The 17,913-nt window shown below is 41.0% G+C and carries 16 protein-coding genes; 1 reads left to right on the top strand and 15 read right to left on the bottom strand.

All coding sequences use genetic code 11. The features are described 5' to 3' along the window. Positions 1-12 precede the first annotated feature (12 nt). From MTO98_RS13640 to MTO98_RS13710, 15 genes are all read right to left on the bottom strand, one after another. Positions 13-2,664 (bottom strand): amino acid adenylation domain-containing protein, encoded by a 2,652-nt coding sequence (locus tag MTO98_RS13640; RefSeq protein ID WP_243487202.1) that lies wholly within the window; start codon positions 2,662-2,664, stop codon positions 13-15. 33 nt (positions 2,665-2,697) lie between these two features. Further along, entirely contained in the window at positions 2,698-3,936 is a 1,239-nt protein-coding gene (locus tag MTO98_RS13645; RefSeq protein ID WP_243487203.1) for a glycosyltransferase family 2 protein, read from the bottom strand. Between the two features lie 64 nt (positions 3,937-4,000). Further along, positions 4,001-5,218, bottom strand: a complete 1,218-nt coding sequence (locus tag MTO98_RS13650; RefSeq protein ID WP_243487204.1) for a glycosyltransferase — start codon at positions 5,216-5,218, stop codon at positions 4,001-4,003. 12 nt (positions 5,219-5,230) lie between these two features. Next, positions 5,231-6,574 carry a lipopolysaccharide biosynthesis protein gene (locus MTO98_RS13655; RefSeq protein WP_243487205.1) on the bottom strand — a complete coding sequence of 448 codons (1,344 nt, stop codon included), beginning with the start codon at positions 6,572-6,574 and terminating at the stop codon, positions 5,231-5,233. Between the two features lie 10 nt (positions 6,575-6,584). Beyond that, positions 6,585-7,199 carry a DapH/DapD/GlmU-related protein gene (locus MTO98_RS34365; protein ID WP_243487206.1) on the bottom strand — a complete coding sequence of 205 codons (615 nt, stop codon included), beginning with the start codon at positions 7,197-7,199 and terminating at the stop codon, positions 6,585-6,587. 8 nt (positions 7,200-7,207) lie between these two features. Further along, positions 7,208-8,716 carry an O-antigen ligase gene (locus MTO98_RS13665; protein ID WP_243487207.1) on the bottom strand — a complete coding sequence of 503 codons (1,509 nt, stop codon included), beginning with the start codon at positions 8,714-8,716 and terminating at the stop codon, positions 7,208-7,210. A gap of 27 nt (positions 8,717-8,743) precedes the next feature. Continuing rightward, positions 8,744-8,881, bottom strand: a complete 138-nt coding sequence (locus MTO98_RS13670) for a hypothetical protein (protein WP_167667979.1) — start codon at positions 8,879-8,881, stop codon at positions 8,744-8,746. Between the two features lie 44 nt (positions 8,882-8,925). Next, positions 8,926-11,091: an AAA family ATPase gene (locus MTO98_RS13675; RefSeq protein WP_243487208.1), complete on the bottom strand. Its 2,166-nt coding sequence runs from the start codon at positions 11,089-11,091 to the stop codon at positions 8,926-8,928. A 3-nt stretch (positions 11,092-11,094) separates the two neighbouring features. Then, positions 11,095-11,778, bottom strand: a complete 684-nt coding sequence (locus MTO98_RS13680) for a TolC family protein (protein ID WP_243487209.1) — start codon at positions 11,776-11,778, stop codon at positions 11,095-11,097. Positions 11,779-11,782: 4 nt separating this feature from the next. Beyond that, on the bottom strand, positions 11,783-12,871 hold the full coding sequence (locus MTO98_RS13685; RefSeq protein WP_243487210.1) for a sugar transferase: 1,089 nt from the start codon (positions 12,869-12,871) through the stop codon (positions 11,783-11,785). Then, the gene (locus MTO98_RS13690) at positions 12,852-13,238 is read right to left on the bottom strand and encodes a PleD family two-component system response regulator (protein WP_243487211.1); all 387 of its coding nucleotides are present in this window, start codon (positions 13,236-13,238) and stop codon (positions 12,852-12,854) included. Before MTO98_RS13690 ends, MTO98_RS13685 begins: the two co-directional genes overlap by 20 nt. A 425-nt stretch (positions 13,239-13,663) precedes the next feature. Next, positions 13,664-14,047: a VOC family protein gene (locus tag MTO98_RS13695; RefSeq protein ID WP_243487212.1), complete on the bottom strand. Its 384-nt coding sequence runs from the start codon at positions 14,045-14,047 to the stop codon at positions 13,664-13,666. A 65-nt stretch (positions 14,048-14,112) separates the two neighbouring features. After that, positions 14,113-14,334 carry a hypothetical protein gene (locus MTO98_RS13700; RefSeq protein ID WP_243487213.1) on the bottom strand — a complete coding sequence of 74 codons (222 nt, stop codon included), beginning with the start codon at positions 14,332-14,334 and terminating at the stop codon, positions 14,113-14,115. A gap of 90 nt (positions 14,335-14,424) precedes the next feature. Further along, the gene (locus MTO98_RS13705) at positions 14,425-14,862 is read right to left on the bottom strand and encodes a VOC family protein (protein WP_243487214.1); all 438 of its coding nucleotides are present in this window, start codon (positions 14,860-14,862) and stop codon (positions 14,425-14,427) included. Positions 14,863-14,999: 137 nt separating this feature from the next. Next, positions 15,000-15,749 (bottom strand): NUDIX domain-containing protein, encoded by a 750-nt coding sequence (locus MTO98_RS13710; protein ID WP_243487215.1) that lies wholly within the window; start codon positions 15,747-15,749, stop codon positions 15,000-15,002. A gap of 145 nt (positions 15,750-15,894) precedes the next feature. Between MTO98_RS13710 and MTO98_RS13715 the strand changes: the two genes are divergently transcribed. Then, a complete protein-coding gene (locus MTO98_RS13715) occupies positions 15,895-17,526 on the top strand; it encodes a carboxylesterase/lipase family protein (RefSeq protein WP_243487216.1) in 1,632 nt (543 codons plus the stop codon). The last annotated feature ends 387 nt before the right edge of the window (positions 17,527-17,913 follow it).

The raw sequence follows: 17,913 nt of genomic DNA on the forward strand, positions 1-17,913 counted from the left end.
GTTAGGGGCAGCTTAATTTTTTGCCGCCCTGTCCAAACACTTCTGCAGTACTTCAGCAAACTCCTTATCGTTTGGCGGAGCAAATATGGTATTGTGCTCGCCTGGAATTTCATGTACATTCACACCTTTTTGTGCAAACGGCTTCCAGCCTAAAAACTCAAAGTCTTCCATATAAAAAGTCCGTTTTTTTGCCCTGAACAGGTCGAGGGTTATGTTTAGCGGCTTCAATATATAGTTGCGTAAAGCTTTTTCGCTTGCCTCATCAATCTCGTTGTCGTAGGCAAAAAAACCTTCGCGTTTTTGGTTAGGTTTAAATACCTTCCAGTAAAGTTTTATCATCTGACGCTTAAGCATCAGGCCTTTATATTCAATCGTGCGTTTGGGATCTTCGGCCAGTAACACAAAGCTATGTGCAAATTGCTTTGCGCGAAGCGCAGTTTTATCAACTATTTTTCTGGCTTTGCTATCATTTACGTTTGAGCGTTCTGCATAGGTATCAAACATTGCTACCATTTTTACCTCTTTGCCTGCTGCTATAAGTTGATTTGCCATTTCGTAGGCAATAATGCCACCTAATGAATAGCCTGCCAAAGCATAAGGGCCTTCAGGGTTCTTAGCTACGATTTCGGCTATGTAATTAGCCGCAATCTCTTCCATTACATCAAGCGGTTCATCTATGCCGTTTAAGCCGCGGGCCTGTAAACCATAAACCGGTTGCTCTGCATCCATGTTCATGGCAAGTGCATTGAACAGTAATACGTTTAAACCTGCGCCATGTACAATGTATAAAGGCATTTTGCTGCCATCGGGTTTAATAGGCACAAGCGATTCCCAACTGATAACTTCATCACCTTCAAGCCTTGCTGCAAGTTTCTCGATAGTAGCATGCTCAAATAAAGTAGCCAGCGGTAAACGCCTGCCGGTTTCCTGTTCAATAGCAGCCATGATTTTTACAGCAACTAATGAACGACCGCCAAGCTCAAAGAAATTATCAAGGATACTGATTTGTTCAATACCCATGTTTTGCTGCCATATCCTGGCTACTAATTTTTCGTTATCAGTACGCGGAGAAACAAATTCGCCTTCGCGATAGATGATATTATAATCAGGCTTAGGCAGTGCTTTGCGGTCTATTTTGCCGTTTGGCGTAATAGGGATCATATCCATCACCACAAAATCATCCGGCACCATGTATTCTGGCAAAACGGCAAGCAGCCCTTTTTGCCATGCATCAAACTGGTTTTTAAGGTCGATGCCTTCTTTTGACTCAGGTGAAATTACATAGGCTACCAGGCGTGGCATGCCGGGAGTGTCTTCGCGGGCTATAACTACAGCCTGTTTAATATTTTCCTGCTTTAAAAGGTTTTGCTCAATTTCTTCCAGCTCAATACGGTATCCACGTACTTTAACCTGGTGGTCAATACGACCCAGACAAACAATTTCGCCATCCTGCCTGATTTTGCCCAAATCGCCGGTACGGTACATGCGGGCACCCTCAACCGGCGAAAAAATATCCTTCACAAACCGCTCGGCAGATAATTCTGCACGGTTCAGGTAACCAACTGCCACACCATCGCCACCTATATAAATCTCACCGATGGAACCATCAGTAAGGTTATTAAGAGCTTCGTCTAAAATGTAGATCTGGGTATTGGCAACAGGTTTACCAATGGTAATATCTTCATCGCTGGTAATCTGTTTTATGGTTGAGTAAATGGTTGTTTCTGTTGGCCCATACAGGTTCCAGATCTCCTCGCATTTGGGCAATAACTGCGTAACCAGGTCTTTAGGAAATGCCTCGCCACCGCAATAAACTTTTAAAGGTAATTTGCTGTCCCAGCCAGATACCAGCATCATGCGCCAGGTAAAAGGGGTGGCCTGCATTACGGTTACGTCTTCTGCCTTAACCAGATCAACCAATGCTCGGCCATCTTTTGCAGTGGTCGAATCAGCTAATAAAAGTTCAGCACCCGTTATCAATGGTAAATACAGGTCGAGCCCGGCAATATCAAATGATATGGTGGTTACAGCTAATACTTTATCATCGGGTGTTAAGCCGGGAACCGTTTGGCAGCTCACCAAAAAGTTGATCAGGCTAAAATGACGGATCTGGACACCTTTGGGTTTTCCTGTTGATCCGGATGTATAAAGGATATAAGCAAGGTCTTCACCGCTTACAACTGTTTCAGGCTCGGTAGCTGGGTATGACGGAAATTTGTCTAACGCAGCCTCAATCAAAACTTCGGTTGAGTTTGCCGCAAAATGGTTATGATATTTTTCGGAGGTGATCAGGATCCTGGCTGATGAATCCTCCAGCATAAACTCAATACGGTCTTTTGGATATTCCGGATCAAGTGGTACATAAGCTGCACCGGTTTTCATTACGGCTAACAGCGATATCACCATTTCGGGCGAGCGGTCAAGTGCAACGCCGGCAACATCGCCTCTTTTAAGCCCCTGATCAATCAGGTAGCCAGCCAGTTTATTAGCAGCTTCATTAAGCGCTTTATAGGTTAAAGTGCGTTCATGAAACTTCAGTGCAACCTTATCCGGGTATTGATGCGCCGCCGCTGCCGTTAAATGGATAAGTGCCTTTTCTTTGGGATAATCTGCAGCAGTATTGTTTAACATGCTTATAACGTCGGTATTAAGAGGGGCATCCATAATTATTTATATGCTATATTATTCCTGTTTCAATTAATTATTAGTCTTGTTTCCGTTATTTAACAACAGTGCCTGTTCGTTTACGGGTTCGGTCGGAGCATGATCATGCGGCGTATGAATAAACTTTTTATTTGCTCCCTTTAGTTTAAACAACAGCAGGAACATGGTGAAAAATATAAGGGGCAGTTTAAGCATAGCTTCTAATAGTTTTCCGTTGTAGAACGATGTTGGTATTGCAACTATAATACCAAGGTAACAAGCCACGGTTGCGCCAAGCCATAAATGCCAGTGCGGGCCGATACCCGGAGTAAAAAAAGACACCAATAACATGAGCGGCATAAGGCCAAGCATTAGTACGCGCGGCAGTATAGCCATTTGGTAAATCTCATTAACGTAATCAAAATTGCCGCGGAAAAACTGAGCAGGAGCAGTAGCGCCATACTTTTTAAGCAAATTAAACTGGGCCGACAGCCAACGTTTGCGCTGCTTTTCAAACACCGCCGGGTTGCTTACTTTTTCATCATAGATGTATGCTTTTTCTGCATAAGCAACGTGGACCTTATCACGGGTAAGCAGCAGGCCCATCTCCTTATCAAAGCCACCTACAGCATCAATACGCGACATCACATTTACAAAAAGGTTATACTCCAAAGCCATCCCTGAACCTATTATGGCTGCCGAAAACTTAAATAATTGCTGTGATTTTCTGAAAATATGATTGTTAACTTCTTCACTTACAGCATCAAGTATCGCCACTTGTGTGTTTGAGTTTTTTGCTACCCGATGGCCCTGAACCACACGGTGGCCTGCTTGTAAATAATTATTGATCTGGTATAAGTAATCGGGGGCAGCAATATTGTCAATATCAAAAACAACAGCTGCGTCATACCCTGCGGCTGTATTTTCAATTGCTTTATTTAATGCTTTTGATTTGGTGCTGGTTTCAAAAACTACTTCAACTACCTGCAAAGGCATCTGCCTTAATTTGGCGATAGTTTCGGGTTTCATAGAGTCGGCTATCACACAAACCGTAAACTTATCCTGGGGATAATCGATGGTTAGCGCTGCTGCTGCCGAATTTAAAATAATTTCATCTTCTTTATAAGCACAGATATAAACTATGAATTTGCTGAGCTTAGTTGCTGTAGCAGGCTGCTTAATGGGAATTAATTTCCCCAACACCGAGAACACAAACAGGTACAGGCTATATACCCCAAGATATATAAACAGCAAAATGGCGATAACTGATGCAATGAATTTGATGATTTCCATGTGTTTTTGACGATAAAGCCTGTTTTGTATTAATTATAAGTAAACAGGCGTGTTGCTTTAAAAATTAACCTTTCTGCTTATTATTCAAATTTGTTGCCAGCAAGCTCTTGATCTCTGTTATACGGTGCTCCCATGTATTTTGTGCTGCTACTTTTAATCTTTTTTGCTGTAAAAAAGGAGTATCGTTTAACGATAGGTTAATAGCGGCAGTAAACTCATCAGCATTTTTGCAGATGTACACGGTATCACCGGTAAATTCTTCCAGGTCTTCGTTGAAATCAGTGATCACAACAGGGCGGCCGGAGCCCAGGTATTCGAATAATTTAAGTGGGAAAATTGAGCTGCTGACATCATCTTTTTTAAAAGGGATAATGGCAACGTCAAAGCCTTTGAGCACGGCAGGTAATAGCTCATAAGGTACTGCACCTTTTTTGGAAATATTAGGCGCGTTAAAAGCAGGATTATTTTCGTAGTCTATATCAACCGGTCCGACAAATACAAAGCTTTTATCGGGGTTTTGTACCGTTAATTGTGTTAGCAGGTCATAATCAATTCGGCGTTCAATATTACCGAAATAGCCAATGATGGGCTTTTTGGTATCCGCAAGGATCTCCGCAACAGGTAAAGCCGGGTCAAGCGCTTTTTGACTGTGGCTGATGTTGGCTGCGTTAGGTACAAAATAGGAGTTAGGGTTAAGCTTTGCTTTAATATTACTTAACTCCTTGCTGGTGCTAATCACCATATCCATATCTTTCACTAAAATATCTTCAGATATAAGGCCGTGACGGGTTTGGTACTCTTCGATTAGCGGATCAACGCAATGATAAACTTTGAGCAGCGGTTTTAACTTCAGCAACCGGTGCATGGTTGGATAGTAAAACGCGTATGAATTAATGAATATATATTCTTTAATCCCCAGGTTTTTAATTACTTTATTAAGCCTCCTTGCCACAATATTTTCGTTAACTTTCAGTGCCAGCCGGTATACGGCACCTTCGGGCAGCGAGTTGATAGACGGTACGGGAGCTGTAATAATGATCTTTAAATTGGGGATCTCTGTTTGGATAAAGCTATCTTTTGGTGAAAAGAAATGCGGTTTGCGGGCATTATAACCAGGCGTATCCTTAAACTGGATATAATCTTTCCAGGTATACGGTCTGTCAACATAGTATACGTAGTTATCTTTAGCCAAGTGTTTGGCCATAGTGTAGTTTGTTGACTCAAGACGGCTATCAAACTGCATTTGCGAGAATATAACGATATGCCGGTTTTTTAGCTCCATAAATATAGCTTGCTATTCAGTTAGTTGTTTTCCTTTGATTTTGTTGAACACTACACCGATCAATTCTTTTAGCTCGATGTAACCTAAAACAAAAATGTCGGATATTTTAAATTGCAGGTTCTTCTTCAATGCCCAATAACCAAATATGGCTCCTGTAAAAAATGTAAATATTGATGCAATTGCAACGGCATAAAGACTGTGAAATACAAGAATACCTGTAAAATCGCCAATTACGTTAACCGTTAGCATCAGGAACACCTTGATCATGTTAAGGTGCGGTTTGTTGATGATATCAAGCGTGATCCCGAAAAACCTGTCGATAGGCAAGAGCATCACGTAACACATAAAAATCCTAAAGATATTGCCGGCATCAGAGTGCTGATATTTTGCACCGAATATCAACCCAATAATAAGATCGGCAGCTGCAAAACAAACAATGGCAATAGGGGTGAGTGCCATGGTAAGCATACCCGCATATTTCTTCATAATATAAGTAACATGCTTTTTATCTCCGCGCTGTACCGCAGCCGACATAGCAGGTAATGCAGTAGAGATAAATGCCCTTAACGGAATTTCAAAAATCTCCATAAGCCTCTGCGGGATATAGTAAACAGCCAGCAAATCAGGGCTGAACATGGGCTTTACAATCAGCGTATCCGAGCTTCTGAGCAGGTATGAACTTATGGATGTACCTACGCTGAATTTACCAAAATGAGCCATTTGTTTTATAGTATCCCAGCTTTTGTAAGCTATGGTTTTTACCTTGGCCCAACCAATAATAATACAAATAATGCTACTTAGCAGGTTTGCTGCAAAGTAAGAATAGATGGTTGTTTCAAAATCTGATTTGCCCGCAATAGCTAAGCCCACTACCAGTACCAGGAAGCCTCCCTGGTTCATCAATTGCAAAATGAACATTTTATCAAAACGTTCTTCGGCCTGGAGTATCCAAAGGCTCACAGCTGATGGCAGGGTACAGAAATAAATAAGACTAAACCATTTAAGGGTAATGGCTATATCGGCATCCGGGTTTCTGTAAATCAAATAGATCAACAGGTTTACAACAGCAAATACCAGGGTGATCATAAAGCCCAGGTACCAAGTTGACCCGGAAATATTTCTCTTCCTTTCGGTGCTGGAGCCTGAATAGAATTTTATAAGTGAGGTTTGAAGAAAACCGGTGCGAAAAGTATCTGCCAGTGTAAATACAATCAGGAAAAATACATAATTACCAAAGTCGGGCTTGCTTAACCTGCGGGCCAGCAACGATAATATCACCATCCCCAAAACTGGTAATACCGCATTGGTTGCCAGCGAAAGCGTGTGTTTGTTTATTAACTTTTTAAATAAACTCATGTAGATTGTTTTACGCTTTCTCCCACGTTTGTGTTGTGAAATTATACTGTTTTATTACTTTGGCAGGGTTGCCAACCGCTACAGAATAAGGCGGGATATCCCGTGTAACTACACTGCCAGCCCCAATAACCGAATGTTTGCCAATGGTTACGCCGGCAGTTACCACACAGTTAGCGCCGATCCATACATTATCATCGATAGTGATTTGTTTAGTAGTAACTTTTTGATGGCGGGGAGGGATACTTACATCCTGATAACCATGGTTAAGGCCCGAGATAACAACATGTTGCGCCGTCATACTAAATTTGCCTATTTTAACCGGCCCTATTATGACGGTACTAATACCAATGCCCGACCCTTCACCGATAAAAACATCACCAACCCCGTTGTTGATCACCGCAAAATCCTCCACAATACTTTTTATACCGAGGGAAAATTTATTGAAAGGGAAAAGGTCCATTCGTGCATTTCGTCTTACTACGCTTCCCTTGCCGCGCTCATGAAAAAAACGGTTAAGTATCAGTCTAACCCAAAGCCTTGGCCTTGATTGACCAGGTGGGATCAGCATCCAGTGGACTAACTTTTTTAATTTCGGATTTGATTTTATGGATGATACAATTGACATCTGCTTAATTAAATTAGTACTGGCTCTGCACTGGTATTCTTTTTCAAATGCTCCTGCTCCTGATCGTCAATACGTTTGCATACCACCAGAATGGATATGGCCAGGTAAAACAGGATATTTGACGGATATTGAACGATTGCCTGCTGCGGAAAGTTACCTATGTTAAATGCAAACAGGATCAGTAACATAGCCAGGCAATAGTTTTTAAGCTCAGGATTTTTGATGCTAAAATAAAAGTTGATACCTGTTTTAAGTACCACAAAAAATAAAGTACAAAATAACAGCAGACCAACCCAGCCCATTTCTACAGATACACGTACATAACCGCTATCGGGCGGAAACTTAGCCAGCATGGAGTTTGGCGAAAACTTACGGCCCCAAACCCCTACAGAGCCCAAACCACCACCAATGGGGTGGGAAAGGATAAAAGGTTTGATCTTTTTCTGATTTTCAGCACGAACGTTATAAGACGGATCATCTGAAGGATTAAAAGCCGTTTGGAAACGCTTAATTAGCGGGTTTGAAGTGGGCATCACGATCAGGATACCAAGCAGTGCAGCTGCAACAAGTGTAAAAGTTAAAACGCGGCGGTTAAAATTTAATACAGCCAGCATTGACAGCGCTCCCGGCACCAACACATAGGCTGCCCTTGTACCTGAATAAAGCATTACATATAAAAAGAAGCCCGCAATGCAACCCAGCAGCACTTTACGTTTAACAGGGATATCACCCATAAGGAGTACTACGCAAAGCAAAGCCCCGATAACCATGTTATATGAAAATGTAACCGGGTCTGAAAATATCCCGAATTTACGCATGTGACCGTTAATGAATAACAGGCTTACCCGCAGCGGGTCGGCGTATAGATATTTATGCTCGAATGGAAAGAAGCCTATATTTTCTTGTTGAAAGGCAGAAATCCCTGCAAGTATATCCAGGAAGATCCAAAGTTTTAACAAAGTTTTAATAAACTTTACCGTGCGGATCTGGTACACAAAAACAAAGTACATGAGCATAATAAAGCCCACAGTACGTACAGTGTAAATCCAGGCTAACCTTGATTCGGCAGATGGATTTACAAACTCAAGCATATTATACCCCAGCCATACCAATATCATGTAACTGATGGGGTTTTTAAAATAAGTCCAGTTTTGTTCGGTACGTTGCTTAATGAAAAAACCAAGGATGAGCAGGTAAGTTGTCATGTCCATCAACGTGCCTATTGGTACTTCATCCGGCAAAAATTCAGAAACGTAGCTGATAAAAAAAGCGGCTATAATTAATGCACAGATCCCGAACTCGGGATAAACGGTAATGGCGAATACGATGGGCAGGCCAATGGTTAATGCCAAAACAGCCCCCACACCAATAAACTCAAGTTTATAAGTTAAAAAGCTTATAACAAGCGATGTGATCAGCAGGAAAAACAGCGCAAACGGATGCGAAAACTTTTGAACCACAAGGCTTTTCCAAAAGTTTTGCTTAATTCCATTATTGCCTGTTTGTTCATTACGCATGAGGGTAGAATAGAAATGCTTTTTAAGTTACAGGAACAGGATTTTCACGGCCCAAACAAACACACCAATAAATGCAAATACTATAGCCGCTTTACGTGTTTTTTTTTGAAGCGGACTTAAATCTTCAAACGGATCCTTTTCGGGTTTGGGAGGGTCTATTCTCATTTTAAGTAGTATTGATATTTAACGATGCTTTGCGGGCAGGCTAACTATGAGTTTTTCTCTTTTTTCTGATTGTAATCAGTTTTATTAAGCACCCAACCGGCAAACTTATTTTCCAGTCCTTTTAAATAGGTGATGTATTGCTTCTGAGGGTTAGTTATCTTTTTATTGGCTTCAAAAACCGCTATGGTTTTATTGGCAAATAATAACCACTCTTTTGATTTGTTAAGCGCCGTAAGCGGTGCTGTATCAATGATCACTACATCGTATTTTGACCTAAGCTCATCAAATTTGCTTTTCACAAATGCCTCGCTGCCAATTTCAAGTAAGGTTACATCGCCGCCGCGGTTGCCTAAAACAGTAGTGTTTGAACTGGTAAGCTCCGGCTGGCCAAATTGGCTGTTTTTAAAATAGTCTTCCAGGTAAACCTGCGGCTGGGCAGTATTACTAATAGTAGCATTGTTAAAGTTACCATCAATTAAAAGTACCCTTTTGTTAATCATGGAATAAGAATAGGCCAGGCTTATAGCAAGCAGGGTTTTACCCTCGGTGGGTTCAATGCTTGTTATGGCTAAAACTTTTTCTCCTCTTAATTCCTGATCAATTTCAAACCTTATAGAGCGTAGCAGCTCTTTAAAGGTTTTCATTTTATCCCGGTGTTCAACATCCCAAAGCTTACGCAAGTCCAGGTTTTCACCGCTTATCTTGTTTAAATAGCCCAACAATGGCAGCTGGGTTTTGTTAACCAGTTCTGTTGGGTTTTTAATGGTATCATCAATATAGAACAAAACAAACAGCCAAAAAATGCAGGCGAACAAGCTACCTATGCCGCTTAATATAATGAGCAGCATCTTTTTAGACGGCTGGGCCACATCCGGCTGGGCCATTTCAACCTGGATAAGTTTTATCGAAAAGTTTGAGCGCAGGTTGGTTTCGTTGTATTTGTTTAATACGTCAAGATATTCTTTACCTGCAATATCAATATCAAAATCGTAGGTTTTTACTTTAGCATCAAACGGAACAAGGCGCGAGAATTTGGCATTAAGATTGGCAAGCTCTCCATTGATTGATTTAACGCTGTACTTAGCCAGATCACGTGAAACTTCTAACGTAAGCTTTTGTTTGATCTGATCGTCTTTTGCAACAAGCGGATTAGTAATGTACTTGTCAGATGTTAAGTTGATTTGATTGGCAAGTTGTGTTTGTAACGAATCCAGCGATTCTTTATACTTGTTATTGAACCCGCTGCGCACATACTGATCTTCAAGGGTGTGCAGTTGTTCCTGGGTTGAAATAATAGCCTGGTTATATTTGTTGGTTACTGCTTCAACGTATTTTCTTTCATCGGGCGAAAACTTTTGATTAATGGCATCAATAGCTCCTTGGTATGATATTACGTCCTTATCGGCCTGCAACTTTTTATCATTGTAAACCATGATCTGCCCAAAAATGGCTTTTGACTGCTCGTCAAGGTTCAATACACCATTTTCAATTTTGTACTGTTGTAGCTCGCCCGTTTTTTCGCTAAGTGCTTTGCGCTTGGCATCTAACAGGTTTGATAAAAATGTTACTGCGTTTGATTCGTTTTGCTTTACGCTCTGAGTATAATAATCAATAAACTGTTTAGATAGCGTATTTACCACGAAAGCCGATAGCTGCGGGTTTTCTGAGTCAAAGCTAACAGCAATAAAGTCACTGCCCTCATCACGGGTAATTACCAGCTCCTTCATCAGGTTACGCTCATCGTATTTCATCGATCTGAGCAGTTCAATCAGGGTGTTTTCGGTTTTATCGTAAACAGACAGAGGCTGAAGAGTGGCAAATTTCTTTTTAAGAATTGCCAACGCATTGTCCTTTTCGTAAGGGTGCATTTCAAGCAATTCTTTACTTGCCTTACGAAAGGGGGCAGGGTCGCTCAGGTCATGGATCATAAGCGAATAAGAAACCTGGTCAACAAGTTTCTTTAACTTCATGATAGCAATCAGGTTGCTGAACTCGCGGTCAACCTGTTGCTCTTGTACGTTGGCAGTGGCATCCTTATCAAGCAAGTGCCTGGAGGCATCAATAATACCCGTAGCTATTTCCGCGTGCGACTGGTAATCATCGGGTAAGTTTTTTACCAGGAAAAACGAAGCTATTACCGCTACAAGCGGTATAATTATCAGCGTATTTCGGTGTTTTTTTAGTAGATTAAAAAAATTGCCTATCTCCATTTGTTACTTAACGTCTTCTAATTTGGTGCCCAATAATTCTTCAAGATTGGTCTTGGCTGTAAATGTCGCTAATTCAGCTTGTACTTTAAAGGAGTTCTGGTTGTATAAACTGTTAAGTTGTTCGTTATAAATCTGAAAAGTTGTTTCACCTTTTTGGAATGCGTATTTTAATTGCTTTACGGCGCTTTCTGCATCTATAACAGCATTCGAGCGCATCCTCAAATCGGCCTGGGCCTCAAGATAAGTAAAATAGAATCGTTTAATCTGAGCTTCAAGGCTTAACATATATTCGGCTTGTTGATACTCAGCTACCTTATAGGTTTCTTTTGCCTGGCGGATGGCCCCGGGCCTTGAAAATAACTGCCCTATGTTTAACGAAAGGGCTAACTGGTAACCTTTAAATATTGTAGGCTGCGAAATATTGATGGATGTTTGCGGGCTATAGATGTATGACGCCGTTAAACCATCAAGCCACGAAAACACAGTTGAGTTATAAAGCCCTTTAGCTGCATTTACCTGACTTTGACGTGCTTTAACTTCCGGGTAATTCCTTTTAGCAGTAGCTATCAGTTTTTCGAGATACGGGTAGTTAATATCACTTATAAATGAATTTTGCTGTGCTTGCGCACGGCTTGTAAATAAAAGAACGATTATAAAAAGATAAGTGAGCTTTAATTTCACAGGCATGATGTTATACTTTTTCTTTTTGGAACAGGGCGGGAACTGTACCCACAATAATTTTTAAATCTAACCAAACAGAATATTTCTGCGCATAAAAGTTATCTAATTTTTTCCTTTCACGTTCAGACATGTCTTCTTTACCGCGTTTACTGATCTGCCATAAGCCCGTTAAACCAGCAGGGCCAAGAAAACGCATCGACCATTCATTAGAGGTAAGCATCTCGGCCTCGTACAGCGGTAATGGCCTGTTGCCTACTACCGACATATCACCACGTAAGATGTTGAACAATTGGGGCAGCTCGTCCAAACTTGAGTTACGGAGGAAATTGCCCAATTTAGTAATACGCGGGTCGTTCTTGATCTTAACGAAGGCCACTTTGTTGTCGCCGGCTTCTGATGCGTACTGATTATTTTCTGCAGATAATTTAGCAAGTAACTGATCGGCATCTGTACGCATCGATCTGAACTTATAAAAATCAAATACCTTATAACCTGTACCTACACGTTTGCTTTTGTAAAACACCGGTCCTTTAGAATCCAGTTTGATCAAAATAGCAACAACCAACATAACAGGCGATAATGCCAGCATCATACCACCAGAAATCACCAGGTCGATAAGGCGTTTACCGGCTGGCATTTTATACGCGGTATCAACTACTTTTGATAGCTCGAGCAATTTGGGTTTTATCAGTTTAAAGCGTACCAAAAAGTTAAGCCTTTCACGTAGGTCGCTTATCGAAAAGGGCTCACCGTAAAAATCATGAACTTTAAGTTTGATAGCCTGCTGCCTTAATGATTTATCATTTTGTGATGAAAGCAACACAATGATCAAACCGTTTAACAGGAAGCTTTTTTTAACTTCATCAACAAGCTTAATCCATTTACCGGCGGCGTCTACTTCAACCAGGATAATATCCGGAACGGATAAAATAGATTGATCTCCTAAATACTCGGTAAGTTGGTCAATAGAGGTGCTGTACGCAATTTTAAACCCTTCATTTAAGCCATTAGAGATCTTTTCCTTAAATTCAGTACCGGCATAAGCTATCCTGATGTTAGAACCTGAGCTTTCGTTCCAATCAGATGTTTGATGATTCATAAACTTGTAAAACTTGGTTAATGGCTGTTTTTAATGCGGTTGGGTTAAAAGGTTTATGTATGTAAGCATCAACCTTAAAAGGCATGGCGCTTACCTGGGCGTCAAGATCATGGGCTGCAGAAAGCAGTATAACCGGGATCTCGCGATAAAAGCCGCTGATTTTTACATTTTTAACAAACGACTGTCCGTCAAAATAAGGCATTTGAAGGTCGGATATTATTAATTCTGGCATATTGCCGTCTTCAAGCCAGCTAAAGGCTTCAATGCCGTTATTTTTAACTACAATATCATATTCTTTTGAAAGAATAAAGTTTAGAAGTTTTAATATGCTCAGGTCGTCGTCTACGATAAGTAACGTTCTTTTCATGCTTAATTAATTGGGGTTAAATTATGGGAGATAAGCAGTTGTTATTATTAATATATTGGGATTTTATTATTGTTGTTATAGCGATACTTGATATCAAAAAAAATAAATTAATAAACATGTTAATAAGAAAGAAATACAACCGTAAGCTATTTTAACTGAAAGCTAAGTATGAAATAAACTATCGGATAATTTTTTTCCTTTTGTTTCTCACTGTAATTATAGGCAAAAAACATTCCTGAAATAAAAAACAACCGTAATTATAAGCTTTACGGCTGTTTATACGATATTATACGGAGAATAGTTGTGAAAAAAGCGAGAAATTAACGCAAAGTTAATAGATGTACCGAGGAATTTATTCCCACAGAAGGTAAGGGTAATTCCCCAAAATGGGATAAATTTATACCTGTTTACAGGTATACGCAGATTTACTTTTCTATAACTGATAAGAAATTTCCTGCGGGGTCTTTAAACCATGCTATTTTGGGGCCGCCACTGAGAAATACTCCTTTTTCGTTTGTCTTAAAATTTTCCTGATTGTAAATTTCAAATTTAACTCCGCGGGAGCTGAGTTCGTCAACAGTTGTTTCTACATCATCAACCGGAAAGTTTAAAATAGTGAAGGTGGCAGGCGTATGGTTATCTTTGGTGTATATCAAAATGGGGGTACTGCCTGCAATATTAAGGTTAAGCAACCCTTCCATTTCAGGAACGTCAGTTACATTCAGGCCGAGCACACCGGCGTAAAATGCCCTTGCTTTAGCTGTATCATCTACAGAAAATCCGCTGAACGCTTTGCTTTCTTCTAACATAACAATAGGTTTTGTGTTAATGATATTACCCTGCTTTTAAATGATTTGTTTTCCGAAATATGAAATTAATCGGCCAAAACTTCGGCACGGCAGCCTAATTCGTTCAAAAAAATAATCAGCGATTTTGCACATAAGGTGCCGTTATCACATTGCACCCGCAATATTCTGTCGCAATCATCCAAATCAAAATTGGCTTTATGGTTTCCGAATGCTTTGTGAATGGCATCCAAAAGCATGCTGGCCTGATGGCGTTTATTTACATTGGTTTTAAAAACTTCTACCATCATCAGTTTTAGTTAGTGGGTACTTTTAATGGAGATAAGAAAAATAATTACCCGGGATGCCATCTGATTGACACGCCGGGTAAGGTTTAATTATTATGGGCGGTTAGGATTGTAAGAGATCATCCAGCTAATACCAAATTTATCTTTAACCCAGCCAAAATAATCACCCCAAAATTCTTCACGCATAGGGCCGCCGCCTTGTTGACCGGCTGATAAGCCGGCATGAAACTTATCCGCTTCTTCTTTTGATTCGCAGCTTATCGTAAGCGAAAAGTTGGTGCCCATGGTTACCAGGCCCATGCCGCCTTCTTCAACACCTAATGCGTCTGTTCCCATAAGCATGTTGCCGGGGCCAAGCGGCAAAGCAATGTGCATAAGCTTGTCGAGGTCTTTTTCGGCAAGTTTTGATGCCTCTGGCCCGTCTTTAAAACGCATAACTACGGCAAACTCGCCGCCAAAAATTGATTTATAAAAGTTAAAAGCTTCTTCGGTATTACCGTTAAAGTTTAAATAAGGATTTACGACTAACATGTTTGATTGTTTTTGATTTATAAATTGAGTGATTTTATGAAGTAAAGTTAAGTTTTGCGCTTTTGCAAAGGAGGGGGCTATTAAGACATGTTAAGGGGTGAATTGCGACATGCAGTTTAAGTGGCGCGATAGCCGTATTACGGTGTGCCTGCTGTAGCCTTGTTTGAAATAAACCGGTACAGATATGGTGCCTTGTGTGCTCCGCCTGTCCATTTCTTGGCTATGCGTTCTAAAATACCAAGGCTCAATATCTTACGCTGAAAAGCGGCCCTAAGCAGTTTTTTATTCAGGATAGTTTCATAGAGCGATTGTAAATCGCCCATTGTAAACTCATCTGTAAGCAGGTTGAAGCCGATCAGTTTTTGGTCGAGGTTGTTTTGTAGCGTTTGCAGGGCTTTATTGATGATTTCACGATGGTCTTGCATCAAAGCAGGCAACTCGTCAAGACTGTACCAGTTACAGCTATCAGATATTTCATCGGGAGCGGGTATAGCTTTCGTAAAATCAACCAATGCATAATAGCCAATAGACACGAAACGCTTAAGGAGCCAATGATTATCAGGTGCGGTATAACCGCGAGCCTTCATTATTGCCTTAAGCGGACTGGGATCATAGCGACTGTAGTCGCCAAATACATAAAACTGCTCAAGATAAATATCGGTTAGCGCCGTACGGCTTTGTAAAACCCGGCGGGCTGCCTGGTTTACATCTTCATTATCATGAATAAAGCCGCCGGGTAAGGCATATAGAGATGAGTTTTTATAGGCCAGCAGCAATACTTTTAACTGGTTATCATGAAACCCGAATATCACGGTATCAATAGCCAGACCGGGTAGAAAACCTTCGCCGCTGATATTACTTTCCTGTCGTTCAAACTCTTTGTTCATGTATGTTAGAAAAAAAATATTGTACAAGTAACAAAAAAATTTGAAATGTGATAGTAAATAATTTATTATTGTATCATTATGTTACAATAATGATTTGTAATGTTGCTTTCTTTTTGTCCAAACGCTATAAACCAAATAACCAATAATGAAGAAACCAATTTTAGTAATGCTGTTACTCGCGCAAGTTGCCTCGGTAAGGGTGATGGCGCAGCTATCTGCAAACAAAACAACTGTTGAAAATGGCGCGGTCGAAGGAACCCGCGAAACTTCGGGTGTTGAGAGTTTTAAAGGTATCCCGTTTGCCCAGCCCCCTGTGGGTGATCTGCGTTGGAAAGAGCCTCAACCAGCCAAAAACTGGGATGGCACTTTAAAGGCCGATCATTTTGGCCATAACCCCATGCAAAAGCCAATTTTTGGTGATATGGGTTTTCGGTCGTCAGGAATGAGCGAAGACTGTTTGTATCTCAATGTGTGGACACCCGCAAAGTCATCTAAAGAAAAACTGCCTGTGCTGGTTTATTTTTATGGGGGCGGTTTAATGGCCGGCGATGGTTCTGAGTCGCGTTATGATGGTGAAAGCATGGCAAAAAAAGGTATTGTAGCCCTAACTGTTAATTACAGGCTTGGCGTATTCGGCTTCTTTTCACATCCCGAATTAACTAAGGAATCGCCTAACCATTCGTCGGGCAATTATGGATATCTTGATCAGCACCTGGCTTTGCTATGGGTACAGAAAAATATAGCTGCCTTTGGCGGCGACCCTAAACGGGTTACTATTGCAGGTGAATCGGCCGGGTCTATTTCTGTATCGGTACAAATGGCTTCTCCTTTATCGAAAGATCTGATAGCTGGCGCAATAGGCGAAAGCGGGGCAGGTATCAAACCAACGCTTTTCCCAATACCGCTGGCCGATGCGGAACAAAACGGTGTTAAGTTTGCAGCTAACGAAAAAGCAAACACGCTGGCCGATTTAAGAGCTATACCTGCCGAGCAGTTGTTAAACGATGCCTTTAAGCCGGGAACTCCGCTAATGTCGGCCACTATTGATAATTACCTGCTGCCAAAATCGCTGCCTGAGATATTTATGGCAGGTGAACAGGCTAAAGTGCCTTTGCTTGTAGGTTGGAACTCGGCCGAAGTGCCTTTTCAGTTTATGATGCATGGTGATGGCCCAACACTTGACAATTATAATAAAACCCTGAAGCAATTATATGGCGACAGGGCAGAAGAAGCACTAAAGCTATATCCGGCTGCTAACGACGACGAGGTAATTAAAGCAGCAACTGATTTATCAAGTGATCGGTTTATTGTGTACAGTACCTGGAAGTGGGCCGATTTGCAGGTGCAAACGGGAGGTAAGCCTGTTTATCGTTACCTGTTTTCGCGTGTGCGCCCGGCAATGGTTGCTTCAATGGGAAATGCCACACCAGGGCTTGCAGGTGGCGTAGTTAAAGGAGATGCTGCGAAACCTGCCCCCAAAATGCCGCCACCGGTAGGCGCAGCACATGCTTCAGAAATTGAATACGCCATGGGGAACCTTGCTGGTAACAAAACCTACGCCTGGACACCCGATGATTTCAAGGTATCCGAAACCATGGAAAACTACTTTGCCAATTTTATAAAGAAAGCCAATCCCAATGGTGCTGGTTTACCTAAATGGTCGGCAATTACAGATAACAATAGCGTAAAGTTTATGAATATTGATGTTAAGAGCGAAGAAAAGCCGGAGGTTAACCGTGCGCGTTATTTGTTTTTAGATAAAGACTATATGAAATAAGATCTTTTTTATTCAGATGTATGGGCTGGCTCCTGCGATTTTTCGCAGGGGCCTTTTTTATGGCCAGTATTATTATCTTTATTTAATGAAATTTTACCCGGTAAAAAATGTGTTATTCAAATGGTTGGCATCAGTCATTGTTTTACTTGGTGTTTTTACGTTTTCAGGGCTTAGCATTCAAATTGCTGTTCGGGCTGATAAGCCGGATACAACATTAGTTACCAGTTGTGTAAGTAAGGCTTTCAGATCAATTTCATACAAGAGGGCTTTAAAGTCGACCGGCCAGCCAATCTTTTCCAATTTAATTTACGGGTGCTGCAATGTGAATGCTTTGACTTTTTTGCATAGCCAGAAATCTGATATTGAAATTAAACAGACATCTAACCT

Origin of the sequence: Mucilaginibacter sp. SMC90 (assembly GCF_022811725.1) — a bacterium.
Classification (GTDB): domain Bacteria; phylum Bacteroidota; class Bacteroidia; order Sphingobacteriales; family Sphingobacteriaceae; genus Mucilaginibacter.